At 63.0% G+C, this 13,677-nt stretch carries 15 protein-coding genes; 5 read left to right on the top strand and 10 right to left on the bottom strand.

Going from position 1 to position 13,677, the window contains the following annotated elements; all coding sequences use genetic code 11:
- Positions 1-147: 147 nt before the first annotated feature.
- Together VNN55_11975 and VNN55_11970 are read right to left on the bottom strand one after the other, a co-directional pair.
- The gene (locus VNN55_11975; GenBank protein ID HWO58273.1) at positions 148-786 is read right to left on the bottom strand and encodes a zf-HC2 domain-containing protein; all 639 of its coding nucleotides are present in this window, start codon (positions 784-786) and stop codon (positions 148-150) included.
- Positions 743-1,339, bottom strand: a complete 597-nt coding sequence (locus tag VNN55_11970) for a sigma-70 family RNA polymerase sigma factor (GenBank protein ID HWO58272.1) — start codon at positions 1,337-1,339, stop codon at positions 743-745. Before VNN55_11970 ends, VNN55_11975 begins: the two co-directional genes overlap by 44 nt.
- A gap of 321 nt (positions 1,340-1,660) precedes the next feature.
- Here VNN55_11970 and VNN55_11965 point away from each other — a divergent pair, with 321 nt between their 5' ends.
- The 5 genes from VNN55_11965 to VNN55_11945 all read left to right on the top strand — a co-directional run bounded on the left by VNN55_11965 (position 1,661) and on the right by VNN55_11945 (position 6,922).
- Positions 1,661-2,971 (top strand): anthranilate synthase component I family protein, encoded by a 1,311-nt coding sequence (locus VNN55_11965; protein HWO58271.1) that lies wholly within the window; start codon positions 1,661-1,663, stop codon positions 2,969-2,971.
- Positions 2,949-3,806 (top strand): aminotransferase class IV, encoded by an 858-nt coding sequence (locus tag VNN55_11960; GenBank protein HWO58270.1) that lies wholly within the window; start codon positions 2,949-2,951, stop codon positions 3,804-3,806. The genes VNN55_11965 and VNN55_11960 overlap by 23 nt, the downstream gene beginning before the upstream one ends.
- 196 nt (positions 3,807-4,002) lie before the next feature.
- The gene (locus VNN55_11955; protein ID HWO58269.1) at positions 4,003-4,716 is read left to right on the top strand and encodes a hypothetical protein; all 714 of its coding nucleotides are present in this window, start codon (positions 4,003-4,005) and stop codon (positions 4,714-4,716) included.
- 219 nt (positions 4,717-4,935) lie between these two features.
- Positions 4,936-5,568 carry a hypothetical protein gene (locus VNN55_11950; protein ID HWO58268.1) on the top strand — a complete coding sequence of 211 codons (633 nt, stop codon included), beginning with the start codon at positions 4,936-4,938 and terminating at the stop codon, positions 5,566-5,568.
- 34 nt (positions 5,569-5,602) lie between these two features.
- A complete protein-coding gene (locus VNN55_11945; GenBank protein ID HWO58267.1) occupies positions 5,603-6,922 on the top strand; it encodes a hypothetical protein in 1,320 nt (439 codons plus the stop codon).
- Positions 6,923-7,024: 102 nt separating this feature from the next.
- On the opposite strand, the gene VNN55_11940 is transcribed toward VNN55_11945, so the two are convergent.
- From VNN55_11940 to VNN55_11905, 8 genes are all read right to left on the bottom strand, one after another.
- Positions 7,025-7,759 (bottom strand): creatininase family protein, encoded by a 735-nt coding sequence (locus VNN55_11940; GenBank protein HWO58266.1) that lies wholly within the window; start codon positions 7,757-7,759, stop codon positions 7,025-7,027.
- 33 nt (positions 7,760-7,792) lie between these two features.
- Positions 7,793-8,569, bottom strand: coding sequence for a DUF2064 domain-containing protein (locus tag VNN55_11935; GenBank protein HWO58265.1), 777 nt, complete (start codon positions 8,567-8,569; stop codon positions 7,793-7,795).
- A gap of 65 nt (positions 8,570-8,634) precedes the next feature.
- Complete coding sequence (gene nadD / locus VNN55_11930; GenBank protein HWO58264.1) at positions 8,635-9,210, bottom strand: nicotinate (nicotinamide) nucleotide adenylyltransferase; 576 nt, start codon at positions 9,208-9,210, stop codon at positions 8,635-8,637.
- Between the two features lie 22 nt (positions 9,211-9,232).
- Positions 9,233-10,045 carry an outer membrane protein assembly factor BamD gene (gene bamD, locus VNN55_11925; GenBank protein HWO58263.1) on the bottom strand — a complete coding sequence of 271 codons (813 nt, stop codon included), beginning with the start codon at positions 10,043-10,045 and terminating at the stop codon, positions 9,233-9,235.
- 59 nt (positions 10,046-10,104) lie between these two features.
- Positions 10,105-10,713, bottom strand: coding sequence for a hypothetical protein (locus VNN55_11920; GenBank protein ID HWO58262.1), 609 nt, complete (start codon positions 10,711-10,713; stop codon positions 10,105-10,107).
- A gap of 37 nt (positions 10,714-10,750) precedes the next feature.
- Positions 10,751-11,440: a lytic transglycosylase domain-containing protein gene (locus VNN55_11915; protein HWO58261.1), complete on the bottom strand. Its 690-nt coding sequence runs from the start codon at positions 11,438-11,440 to the stop codon at positions 10,751-10,753.
- The gene (gene rimO, locus VNN55_11910) at positions 11,437-12,876 is read right to left on the bottom strand and encodes a 30S ribosomal protein S12 methylthiotransferase RimO (protein HWO58260.1); all 1,440 of its coding nucleotides are present in this window, start codon (positions 12,874-12,876) and stop codon (positions 11,437-11,439) included. Before rimO ends, VNN55_11915 begins: the two co-directional genes overlap by 4 nt.
- Complete coding sequence (locus VNN55_11905; GenBank protein HWO58259.1) at positions 12,860-13,573, bottom strand: outer membrane lipoprotein carrier protein LolA; 714 nt, start codon at positions 13,571-13,573, stop codon at positions 12,860-12,862. The genes rimO and VNN55_11905 overlap by 17 nt, the downstream gene beginning before the upstream one ends.
- Positions 13,574-13,677: the final 104 nt, after the last annotated feature.

The following is a 13,677-nucleotide window of genomic DNA, read 5'->3' as shown; positions in this document are numbered from 1 at the left end:
ACCTCCGTCAACCGTTCGCACGGCCGCAGTCCCGTCTGTGGCCTCTGTCACTTGTACCCCTGAGCCGGTCCGGGGACGACCCCAATCCCGACAAAAAAACGGCCGTCCGGGGACGGCCGTCGAGAGAAAAAACCATTCAGCAAGGGGTCAATACATCTCCTTTTTCGTGACTTGATCGGTCGAGATGATCGGCAACACGTACCGGGTGGCCGAATCCGTCGAGCCGGCGGCATCGAGACGGTCGTATTCCATGATGTAATCGCGCGGCCACTCGCCGACCTGGCGGTAGCGGTCCTCCAGCACACGCGCTTCGGTCAGATCGACCGGGATCAGGCGGCCGGAGTCTTGAGGAGTTTCCCACGGGCGGTTTGCCAGACCATGGTCGCGGCTGACGGGATCGCCCACGCCGGAGGATTTGGCCATCGGAACCGAATGACCGGCCAGCAGATTCCAGGAAACCAATCCGCCAATGCCCAGCACCATCACCGTCGCGGCCGCCAGGGCGGGACGCATCAGGAACGACTCGGCGCGCACCCACCAGGGGGTGGGATGGGCCTGCTGCTCTTCGGCGCGACGGATCGCCGCTTTCAGACGCAGGTCGAAATCGGGACGCACGCTCCGCGCCTCGACCTTGGTGGTCAGCGCGCCGATCTCGCCGAAGTAAAACGCCTCGCGGCGGCACTCATCGCAGGACGCCAAGTGCGCCTCCAACCGGAGACGCTGGCGTTCCGAGAGGGTCCCGTCACAACGCGCGGACAGGTACCAACGAGCCTTGCGACAACGCACGGGATTGCTCCAGTTTGGGTTTGAGTTCATCCTTCAGGACCGCACGGGCGCGATTGACGCGCGACTTGACGGTTCCCAACGGCACGCCCAGAATCTGCGCGACTTCCTCATAGGGCAGTTGTTCGACATCGCGCAGCAGAAACGCTTCTTTGTACTTCGACGGCAGCTTGCCGATCGCGCCCTCGAGCATGTGCCCCAATGCCGAGGGGCCCATCTTCGGATCGGGCAACTCCAGCCCCTTCTCGGTCATATCCAGCAGGCTGAAAAATTTGAACTTGCGCCGCTTGCGCAGCTCGTTCTTGGCCAGGTTCAGCGCGATCGTGTAGATCCAGGTCGACAGACAGTACGAGAAATCGTAGTCCTGACGGTGGGTCCAGACGCGCAGGAACGTCTCCTGCACCAGATCTTCGGCCTCGTTCTGGTCGTTCAGCATCCGGTAGATGAGACTGACCAGACGCGTTTTGTACCGATCCACCAATTCCTCGAACGCCTCGTACTCGTCCTTCTGGACGCGTCGCATGAGCGCGTGGTCAATGGCTTTGGCGGTATCCAAGGTCTACCTCACTTGTTGAAGGACCATCGGCACTTCCTGTCGAAATAATACCAAGCAATGGCCGTTCCGTTCCCATCGATTATACGACGAAAATCGAGTAATCGCCCCCGGAAACCGCGGCCGCCAATACGTAAGCGATTGCTTTAAAACGAGTTGCATCGTGAACTTGGAGGACAACCGTACGGAACCCCCGCCAAATACGGCAAGTCCGGACGGCCCACCGGCGAAAGGTGCCGCACCGATTTCGGGCCCGCGGCACAAGAACGGGGCGCGGGGGGCTTGTGAGCCCGCCGGCTTCGCTGTATGCTCTGCCGCCGAATCATGACTGCCGCCACAGACATTCTCCGCCCCCGGAACGAACCGCTCAGCGCGCGTCTGGAGAACAACTGGCCGCGTTCCGGCATGCGGCACGACGGATCGTTGGGTGGTCGGTGTGTCGGGCACTTTGTCGCCCAGCAGGGACGTTGGAGTTTTCGCAATCCCGCCACCGACCGGATGGAATGCGGCACAGGCGATCCGCTGGCGGTCCTGCACGGGCGCTTTGCCGAACTATCCCGCAGAGGCGCGGCCGGGGTCATGTATGGGTACATCGCTTACGAGGCCGGCTATGAGTGGTTAAGTCTGCCGCGCCCGCAGCCGGCCATCGGCGACTGGCTTCAGGTGCCCGACATTCAGTTTCTGATCTTCAGTGGCAGCGAGCCACTGCCCGCGGGAAGACCCGGTCGGACCAGCATGATTCACCCCGCCGCGCAGCGACTGGTCAACCCGTTGACGGACCGGGCCACATATTGCCGTCATGTCGCAGAGATCCTCGAGCTGATCGCCGCTGGCGACATCTACCAGGCCAATTACACGCAGGGATTCGATCTGCATACCGGAAGCACGCCCCCGGAGAATTTCGCATCCATTCGCCGTCATGCGCCGGCGCCCTTCAACGCCCTGCTGGAGTTCCCCGGCCTGGCAATCATCGCTGCGTCCCCCGAGAGATTCTGGAAGAAGACCGGATGTCTGATCGAGACACGTCCGATCAAAGGGACCACGGCGCGTCGGTTCGACGCCCGCCTTGATCGTCAGGCGCGGCGGGCGCTGCTGTCCAGCGCCAAGGATCGGGCCGAACTTTTGATGATCACCGATCTGGAGCGCAACGACCTCGGACGGATCGCCGCGATCGGCAGTGTGCGCACCGAGATGCTGGCCCGGGTGCGCGGGACTCCCTCGGTGTGGCATCTGGAGTCGACCGTCACCGCCCAGTTGCCGCCGGAGACGACCTGGGTGGATGTCATGAAGGCGACCTTTCCCGGCGGCTCGATCACCGGCGCGCCGAAGCGCCGCGCGGTCGAGATACTCGGCGAGCGCGAATTGATCGCGCGCGGCGTCTACTGCGGCGCCTACGGCTGGGTGGACGCGCGCGGGGACGCGGATTTCGCCCTCGCGATCCGCACGGCGGTGCAGGTCGGCGACCGGATCCGTCTCTACGGCGGCGGAGGGATTGTCGCCGACTCCGACATCGACGCGGAGCACCAGGAATCGCTCATCAAGATCGCCCCGCTGGTGGCGGCGCTGGCGCCGCGTCGGATCACGCAGTCATCAGATATCGAGGTGGCCGGTCATGGCGGAACTCGCGCTCGTTAACGACCGAATGGTGCCCGCCGATCGGGCGATGATTTCCATCGATGACTGGGCCTTCCGCTATGGCTGGGGGCTTTTCGAGACGATCCGTGTCCATCAGGGTTGTCCGCTCTTTCTTGATCGGCATCTGGAACGCCTGTGTCGGACCGCGCCGCTACTGGATCTGGACGATGATCCGGCGACAGAGCAGGAGCGCTGGCGCCGTTCGGTGACCCGGGCGTTGAAACACGCGGCGGAGCGCGAGGCGGTGATCAACTGCTATTGGACGCGCGGCTCCGCGATGTCGTCGGTCGCCCCATCGCGCATTGTGCGCCTGCGCGCGCATCCCCACTATCCGCGCCGCGGGTTGCGGCTTTGGGTCGCTCCCTGGCGGCTGGAGCCGACCTTCCCCGGCGCCGGCGTCAAGACGCTGGCCTATTTTCCCTACATCTTCGCCGGAGCCACGGCGCGCCGCCACAACTTCGATGAAGCATTGGTCCTCAACACCGCCGGACGAATCGCCGATGGCGCGGCGTCATCGATCTTCCTCATCAGTGGCGGAGAAATCCTCACGCCGCGGCTCGATCAGGGGACGTTGGCCGGAATCACACGCGGATTGGTCATCGAGATCGCCCACACATTGGGAATTCGCTGCCGAGAGCGGGTCATCTCCTGGAAGTTGCTGTTGGACGCCGACGCTGTCTTTGTCGCATCGGCATTGCGCGGGGTTGTGGCTGTGCAGCGCATCGAGACACACTGGCGACAGCAGGGCACCCAGCCCAGTGTTTTCCGTCGGATCATCGCCGCCTACAGACGGCGCGTGTCCGACGAGATAACCGCTTGGCATCAAGGGCATTAGCGCGCTCGCTCCGGATTGTTGTTGACACCCTTTCCGGTGGGGGGAATCTTTTACTCGGCAGGGAGTTGTTATCCGAGGGGGGAGCAATATGCCAAAATATCGTTGGCCCCTTGTGGGGCTGGTGTGCGCGGTCGTGGTGTGTCTGGCCGCGCAGGACCTGTACGCGCAGAGTTCGCGGCGGACGCGACGTGATGCAGTGGAATCGTCTTGGACCGACGGCTTTCAGGCGCCGCGCCGTCTGATCGACTGCCCCACTGCGGGCACGTTGCGGCGCGGCTCGTTCGACACCGAATTGCGCGCCTTCCCCGAGGGGGGAATGCTGGGCATTCTGCAGATCGGTTTGACCAATGCCTGGACGGTGGGCATCGGATACGGGGGCACCGACATCATCGCGGCCAATTCGCCGCGGTGGAACCCGCATCTGCAGTTTACCACCAAGTTTCAGATTCTCGCCGAGACGATGAGCCTGCCGGGCATCGCGGTCGGGTACGAGGACATCGGATTCGGGCGCTGGATCGACACGCTGGATCGCTTTGAGACCAAGTCGCGCGGATTTTACGCCGTCGGCTCCAAGGGTTTTCAGGGAGCAGGGTTCACCTCGAGTCTGCACGCCGGGCTGAACTACTCGCGCGAGACCGACGACAACGACGAGGATCTCAATTTCTTCTTCGGGACCGACATCCGGTTTGAGAACAACCTCGGGCTGGTCGCCGAATACGACATGGCGCTCAACGACGACAAGAAACCGTTGGCGCAGGGCGACGGGTACGGATACCTGAACGCCGGAGTGCGCTGGGTAGTGCTCGACCGCATCCTGATGGAATTCAATTTGAAGGATCTGACCAGCAACCGCCGCCACACATCGACCATTGGCCGCGAATTGCGGCTGATCTACGTGGAATCGTTTTAGCCGTTTCTGACCTCGGGTTCTTCCCTAACGACCGGGCCATGTGCCCGGTCGTGCTTTTTGTGCCCCGACCCGCATCGTGATTGCGGACAATAGGATGGCAGGAATCGCGTCGGGAGCGTCTTATTGACGCTGTCGCGGGGAGATTCCCGCGTTATCATGTGTAGGAATGAGTGGAACTTCGGACCGGCAGAGCGGTTTGTCAGAGAGCAGGCGTAGAACATGAGCAACCAGATGACCACATACTCGCGTTGGCGCGTCCGCTGGGCGCCGCTGGCCGCGGTGGCCGCGGCCTTCCTGATCGTCGGCTGTTACACCATTCTGAAACATCCCGTGACATCGGAAGAGGGTCCGCAGGGCCAGCTTGACAGCGTGCACCCCCAGGAGTACTACCGGCAGAATTGCATCGAGTGCCACTCCGACTACGCCGAGTTCCCCTACGGCTACTTCTATGGGGATTACCCCGACTACTACTTCGAGTACCCGCGCTGGGGGTACTACTACGCGTATCCCTGGTGGTGGGACCGTCATTGGTATGACGCCGGCGACGGCGAGGGCGAGATTGTCACCGAAGGCGAAAAGGCCCAGCGCCGCGGCAGCCTCATTCCCCCGTATGTGACCGGCGCGCCGGCGATCAACACCGGCGGCATGGGCGGCGGCGGCGGCTACTCGGTGCCGGGCGGCGCGGGCGGAGGCAAGGGACATAATGGTGGGTCAACGGGGGCGGGCGGCACGCAGACCGAGAAGACTCGCGTGAGGATGTCCGGATCTACCGATTCCACAGCCACTTCAACCGAGAGCAAAGATACTGTAAAAGCCGGGAAGGCAAAGCGTGGGGGCAGCAAGAAGCCCTAACGAGGTCATCCAGAGAAATAGGACGGTAAACGGTATGAGAACGGTGTTACTGACTGTCGGCGTAATGATAATGTTGGGCACTGCAATGCCCTCCACCTCCATCGGGCAAGTCATTAGCGACCAGCCCCTCCAACAGGAGATTATGTGGTCTGACTTCTTTGGGTCAGATGCCCGGTCCATGGGAATGGGAAACACAGGACTTGCGTTGGGGCACGATGGCTCTGCGCTCATCTACAATCCAGCAAACCTCGCAAGCATAAAGCGAGTTGAATTGAGAGCCGGTCTTTCGCACCTGAGGCTTGGGAATGAGACTTGGCTATCGGCTGTGAACGGCGAGGAGTACACCGAAGATCGAGATATTTCCAAGACGAGATTGAATGCTTTGTCTGTTGCAGTACCTGTGCCGACGTACAGGGGGTCTTTGGTTTTTGCATTCGGACTTCACCGGGTCAACTCCTTCGATCGTACGTTCGGAGTTCAAGTCGACACCATTGGAGGAGAGGATACCGCGTTCCGCGGCAGAGAAATCGAAACTGGCGGAATGTGGAAGTGGTCGGCGGGAGGTGCAGTCGACATATCTCCGAGAGTTTCACTTGGCGCTTCGCTACACCTTCTGACTGGTAAGGACGAGTACAACTGGGAGAGTAGAGACGCGAACGATCCGGTCGTCATAGTAAGTGAAAACCAGAGCATTGACATCGAGTACATAGGAATTAGCGCGACAGGGGGCATTTCGTTTAATCTCTCTCCCGCGATTTCAGCTGGCCTTACTGTCGAGACACCAACTCTGCTTGACGCCGAGGAGAATAGTCTAGATGAGATCGAGCTCGATACTCTTAGTTCCAATTTCATCTGGTACGATGTCACGAGGTACTATCAAGCGTACACGTTCACAAAGCCGTTCGTATTTGGATTCGGTTTTGCGGGTTCATTTGGGAGCGCAAACCTCGCAGCAGACATGCGGTACACAGACTGGACTCAAACAGATGTCAGCTTTGATAATCCGACAGGCGATCCCGAAGTGGACGCAGACGAAAACGCGGCATTGAGTTTCATACAGGATGAACTCACCGACGTGCTGAGCATCCAACTCGGCGCCGAGTACCTCTTCCCTGAAAACGGCCTGACGCTGCGCGCCGGCTACTTCCGCGATCCGCTGCCGGTGGACGAAAAGTACATCGAAAAACAGCGGCAGTATTTCACCGCCGGTGTCGGATTCCTCATCGACCGGGTGATGACGCTCGATCTTGCCTATGTCCACGGCGGCTACGAACTGCGCAACGACGATCCCGGCACCTACAACACCGAATACAAGACGCGCCGGGTGTTCGCGACGTTCGGCTACCGTATCTGAGGTGGATTGTCAGACGCAGTTGAGGGCGGGTCGGTGACTCGCCCTCTTTCATTTCGGGGGAGCAAGGGGCTGAGAGCCCCTTGTTACGCCCGCGGAGGGAGACTACAGTCCCAGCACATCCCACTTGGCCAGGACCATCTGGCAATAGTCGCGGACCTTCTTGATGGCGCCTTCGCGGTAGCGGCGCGCCTTTTCCATGTCGAAGACCGGCGCGCCCTGGCCCTTCTTGTAGGTGATGACCGGGCCGGGGATGGGGTAGGCGGTCACGCCGTTTTCAAACGTGAAGGTCATCTCATCCTTGTACCAGTCGGCGTGGATGGTGTCGGGACGGATCGCCATGGTGTAGGCGTTTTCGTCGGTCCCCGCGTGTCCGCCGGTCTGCCCGAAGACCTCCTCGCACACGGAGTAGGCCAAAAACCACCAGTCGACCACGAGGATCTTGACGCCGGTGGCCGCGTGCGCCTCCCACGCGGCGTTCTTCAGCGTGTTCGTGTTGCCGCCATGGCCATTGATCACCACGATGGTGTCCATCCCCCAGGAGGCGATCGCGCGGAAGACTTGGGCGCAATAGTCGCTGAGGGTGCGTTCCTCCACGGCGATGGCGCCGGGATAGCCGGCCAGTCCGCGCACCTGGCCGTAGTGGATGGGCGGACAGACCAGCGCCTTGAGATCATCGGCGATCTGGGCGACCAGATCGATGGGGATCATGTTGTCGGTGCCCAGCGGGCCAACGCCGTGCGCTTCGACCGTGCCGATCGGAATGATCGCGGTACGAAACTCGGCGGGGACGCGTTCGCGGAACTCGGCCCAGTTGAGGTCTTCCCAGTAGGTCGGCATGATGGCGCAGGGGCGTTGCCCCTTCCTCCCGTGTCAGCGGCCGGATTTCTTGCGGTGGTTGGCGGCGGCCTTGCGCTCCGGTTCGTTCATGAACTCGGAGATGACCGCTTCGGTGCACAGGCCGATTTCCTCGTCGCCGGTGAATCGCGCATGGTTGATCTCGCGCACGATGAACTCGAGGTCTTCCTGATGGCTGATGTCGTAGCAGAGATCGATCTCCTGCCACGCGAGCCCGGCGGCGGCCAGCGCTTCGGTCGAATCCTTGTATGACGTGTCGCTGCCGACCGAGACCAGCGGCGCCGCCTCGGGGCAATCAGAACGCAGACCCACAAGGTAACAGCCGCCCTCGATGGTCGGTCCGAGGATGATCGGATGCTCGGCGAGGTATTTGAGCGCGTCGGCGATCTGCTCGGTGCGGATGGTCGGCAGGTAGCCGCTCATCAGCAGGATGTGTTTGTAACCGGCCTTGATCGCGGCGCGCAGATTGTCGGCCGTGCGCGCGGCGATCGGCGCAACCCCCTGCCCGATCATCTCGCAGCGCTCCGCGAGCGTCTGGAAGGCGCGCCGCTCGCCGTAGCGCCGCGCGAGACTGGCGACCGCCTCCTTTCCCCAGACGCTGCGCGCGGGCGGAGCCACTGCCACCTTGATGTCGGCGTTCTCCACCTGCGCCGCCTGATGCAACGTGTCTTCGAAGAGGGCTCGCTTGAGCCGCAGCATGTGGATGTCATCATAGACACGCAACACCGGCAGCGGCTCGGACTTGCCGACGGGATTGCGGAGCTGGAGGATGATGACGTTGCGCGATGGCATCGGGCGCCTCGTGCCGAGTATATACCGGCGCGGAAGCGCAAATCAAGCGGCTTGCCGGGAATCGCTCAGGCGCGATACAGCCGGTGCTCGGCGATGTAACGCGCCACCGCCGCCGGCACCAGATCGTCGATCGCCTCGCCGCGACGGACACGCTGTCTGATGTCGGTCGAGGAAACATTCATCGGCGCCATCGTCAGTTGCCGCGCGGCCACGCGAGGCGCCACCGCCGGCCGTCCGGGACGCTCGATGACCGCCAGTTCGGCCATGGTGAGAATCTCTTCGTAGTCTTTCCAACGATGAAAGTCGGCGAGGGCATCGGCGCCGACCACGAGGTGAAATGCCGCGTCGGGGAATTCAGCGCGCAGCGCGCGCAGGGTGTCGATGGTGTACGACACGCCGCCGCGCCGTCCTTCGAGATCCGACACGCGCCAGCCGGGTTGTCCGGCAATGGCGGCCTGGATCATCGCGACGCGGTCGGCGAAGGAGGCCTGCGGCCCGCGCGGCTTGAACGGCGACTGCGCCGTGGGCACAAACAGCACGACGTCGGCCGCCAACTGCGCCTGCGCGGTCTCGGCCATGTGCCAATGCCCGTTGTGGAAGGGATCGAAACTGCCGCCCAGAATGACGAAGGTCTGCGTCATCGCGACCGAATCGCGCCGGCGGTCATTCCGGCACGCGCGCGGTGTCGCGCGATTGCGCCAGATCCGCGATGCGCTTCTTCGCCTTCGCGGCGTTTTCCGCATCGGGATACAGGTAGAGCAACTTCTCGTAATACTCCAGCGCCCGGTCGGTCGAGTCCTGCTTGCGGTAGCCCTCGGCCATCTGGAAGAGACAGTCGGGCACATAGGGCGAATCGGTGTAGTTGTCGATCACCTGCTGACAATAGATCCGCGCCGCCTGGTAACGGCCGAGACGGTGGTAGAGCGTCGCGGTGCGGAAGTCGCGCTTGGAGAGCCGTCCGGAGGCCTCGCGCAGCAGTGAATCGGCGGTGGCGATATGGGGCGAGAGCGGATGACGGTCCTTGTACAGACGGATCTCGGTGATCGCCTCCAGCGTCTTCTCCTGATCCAGCCCGGCGTTTTTGGGGGCGATATTCAGCAGCGCGCGGCAACGCAACAGGTCGCCGTCGTCGACCAGCGGGCTGTTGGGATAACGCGCGCGCAGCCGGCGGAACTCATCGGCGGCAATGATGTAGTCCTTGGTGTTGTAACTGCACATGGCCAGCAGGAACTGCGCCGAATCGACAATCGCCGCGCCCGGGTAACTGTAGATCAGTGACTCGAAGGCGACTTTTGCCTTCATCCAGTCGCCTTTCTCGTAGTGCGCCTTGGCGCGGGAGAACATGTCGGCGGCCGATTCGGTGCTCACCGACGGCGGCGCGCTGCCCCCGCAGGAGCCGATCACCAACGCGGCCAGGCACACGCCCAGCGTTAACAACCAGGGCGAACACGGATTGATCGGTCGGCGGTCAGGCATAGTCCCTCGTGGGCGCGGGCATTAACGCACATGCGACGGAGCGAGTCAATCGCGATCCCTCAGCGCAGCGCCAGCACAAGCACCCCGATCACCGCGGCCGCGCCGCCGGCCACCAATGGCCACTGGGCCTTCTCCCAGCCCGTCGAGGGCGCGCGCGGCGCATACTCGGCATCGGCCAGACGTTTCAAGTCGCGCTTGGCCACCCAGTCGGTGTAGCTTGTGTCGACACGCCCCGACCAGACCTCGGTCGAATCCGACAGATCGTGCACCCGCAGTTCGGCGCCGGCCTGGAGCGTGCGCTTGACCCAGATCCGTCCAAGGAAACTGCGGCGGTGCGGTTCGGTGAGCGAGAGCTGCCGCGGAGCCACGGTGTAGTGCAAAAGCCAGAGATCGGCGCTGTCAACGGCGGCGCCGTTGTCGCGAATGAGCAGTCCGCGCCGGGACAGGGTCGCGGCCAGCGCCTGCCCAAAAACGCCGGCGCTGTCGCCCGCGGTGTCGGGCACAATCGTCAGCGGGCGCGAGCGGTACGGGGTGAATTCGGCCACCGCCCGACGCGCCAAGTCGCGCAGACTGCTGTCGACAAACGCGCGGTGGGTCGGCGGCAACGTGTCGGCCACCGACAGCGTGTCGGCCGACACGGTCACGGCGCCGGCCGCAAGCCAGCACATGAATACGAGACTGCGAATGGCGATTGGTGGAGGCGGGCTAATCCGGTTTCGAGGACCCATAGCGGCGCTGCAGCCGGTCATAGGTGGACAACACGCGCTGGGCGAAGCCGCGCGGCAGGGGCTGTCCGGTCTCCATCATTTCGAGCACCGCCCCCTCTCCCCAATTGTATGCAATCAGTGCCTGTTCGACACTGCCAAACTTGGAAATCAGCTCGGAGAGGTAGGTGGTGGCCAGCCGCAGATTGTAGACCGGATCAAACAGACGTTTCTCGCCGGGCCAGCCCCAGCCGCGCGAGTCGGCAATGAAGCGCGCCGTCGACGGCATCACCTGCATCAGGCCCAATGCCCCCACCGGTGAGACCGCCGCGGGCGAAAAACCAGACTCGACGCGGATGAGCGCCAACACCAGGAGCGGATCGAGGCCATGGCGCTCGCTGTAATGGTAGACGTTGTGCGCCAGGTGCACTTCCTCGTCGGGGCTGAGATTGCTCTGCATATCCTCGACCGCTTCAAGAATCCGCAGCCGCTGCTGCAACGAGACGATCTGCTCGCGCTGCTGCATCATCTCATCCTGCTGGGTCTTCACCAGGTGCGCCAACTGTTGATTCTGGCGCAACAGGTGGATGAATCCCACCAGCGACAAAAGCCAGGCAAACAGCATGGTCATCGCCAGGGGACGTCCCACCAGAATGCCGCGCTTGCTGGTAATCGGGCTGTGTGTCTTCATGGCGTTTTCTCCAGAACCAGGGGCGCCGGTTTCTCCGCGCTGACCGCGTGCAGATCGACGCCGTCGGCCCGGCGGATCAACACCGGGTGGAATCCGGGGGTGATCCGGTCGGTGGCCGGCAGGATCACGCGGCCGTCGATGTCGGGCGCATCGAATGGGCCGCGCCCCTCCCAGGAACCATCGTCGAGCCGCCGTTCGATCAGACAGCGAATACGGCTGCCGATGCGGTCGACCGATTGCGCGGATGACCAGCGATCATAGGCGTCATTTAGTCGTTCCAGACGTTCGCGCGCGACGGCGGCGCGGACCCGACCGCGGAATCGCGCCGCGGGCGTGCCCTCTTCCGCCGAGTAAGTGAAGCCGCCCATGCGCTCGAAGGCGTTGTCGGCCGCAAAAGCCAGCAGTTCTTCGAAATCGGAGGTCGTCTCGCCGGGATGCCCGATGATGAAGGTGGTGCGCAGGGTGATGCCCGGCCGGACGCGACGCAGCGCATCGATCTTCGCCTGGGTCTCTTGTCGCGTCGTGTGACGGTTCATGATGCGCAGCATCCGGTCGGAGATGTGCTGCAGCGGCATGTCCAGATACGGCACAACCTTCTCGCAGGCGCCGATCGCGGCGATGTGCTCCTCGCGCAGGAAGGCGGGGTGCGCGTACATCACCCGGATCCAGAAATCCCCGGGGATGTCGTTGAGACGCTCCAAGAGCGTGTCCAGTCCCGGATGATCGGGAAGATCCAACCCCCACGACGTCGTGTCCTGCGAGACCAGGATGATCTCACGGCTGCCATGTTCGACCAGCGCGCTGACCTCGGCGACAATGGCCTCCGGTGAGCGCGACCGGAGCCGTCCGCGGATGAGCGGAATGGCACAGAAGCGGCAGGCGTTGTCGCAGCCGTCGCCGACCTTCACGTAGGCCGACAGCGGCGCGGGGTGACGGGCATCAAAGGTCCAGTGAGTGGTGTGCTCGCGGTAGACCGCATCGGGCTTTTCCACCCAGCAGGCGGGGGCGCCGTTGGCGCGCGGGGCGCGCAACGCCTGTTCAACCAGCTCCGGCCGGTTGAAGCCGACGATCGCATCGAGACCTTCGATCTGCCCGGCCAATTGCTGCGGATAACGCTGGGCCAGGCAGCCGGTGACGATCAGTCGGCGCGGGCCGCCGTTTTTGCGCTCGACCGCCTCGAAGATCGCGTCAAGCGACTCGACTTTGGTCTGCTCGATAAAGCCGCAGGTATTGACGATCTCGGCATCGGCATGCGCCGGGTCGTCGACCACTTCCCAACCGGCCGCTTCAAGATGACGGACCAGCGCCGAGCCATCGGCTTCATTCTTCGGGCAACCGAGCGTGCGCAAATAGACCTTCCCCCGCGGGCCGGATGGCGTCGCGGTGGACGTGATGTCATGGCGCGGTAGCGGCTTCAGGTCAGTTAGCCTCATCATGGGCCTGGCCGCTTTTGACTGCGGGCAGGACGATGCGTTCGACATTCCTGGGATAGACGAAGACAAAGCGATCGGCTCCGCCGGTCTTCTCGGACTCGAACTTGGAGAAAGTCAGGCGAGAGCTCTCCTCATTGTAGTCGACGTACTCGGCGATCTGGACCCGGTGTGTGGCCGGGTCGATCCAAAGCGCCAGACGCTGGATCGGGGCGGTCTCGGTCTTGGCGGTCAGACGCACCCGCAGCCAGGGGTTGCCGTCGACGGTGTCCACGGCACAGTCGGTCGGCAGGAAGTCATGACGCAGCGACCCAAAGAAACCGGCCGGGCCGAACTCGAGCGAATCCAGTCCACCCACCCGCAACGTGACTTGGCCGCTTTCAGGGGTGTAGGTCCAAAGCGTGTCATCCCCGCGCACGATCACCTGCTTGCCGGCCTCGATCCGATATCGTTTCGGCGGACCCAGCCACAGGGTACCTTCCTCGGCGGGACGCTCCCCGAAGACCAGCGACCGGGATTCCTTGCGGTACTTCACCTTGGTGACCTGGTCCTGCGGCAGACTGGACTCGAACAGGTTCAGGACCGAATCGGCTGGACAGGAAATGGCCGAATCCGGCGACCCGGACAGGACCAGACAGGCCGCCACCCCGGCCAGAATCGGGCGGACATAGATTAACATATGGTTCAGACGTAGCTTCATCATGACATTGGATACCCGCAAAGGTAGGTTGCTCGGATTGGACGAATATAATACACCTAAGCCCAATTTGGGTCCCGGAAAAGCGCCCCGGAACCCACCTTGACGAC

The sequence above is a fragment of the bacterium genome, from assembly GCA_035559435.1.
Classification (GTDB): Bacteria; Zixibacteria; MSB-5A5; order WJJR01; family WJJR01; genus JACQFV01.
This window is presented reverse-complemented; position numbering and strand designations above follow the sequence as displayed.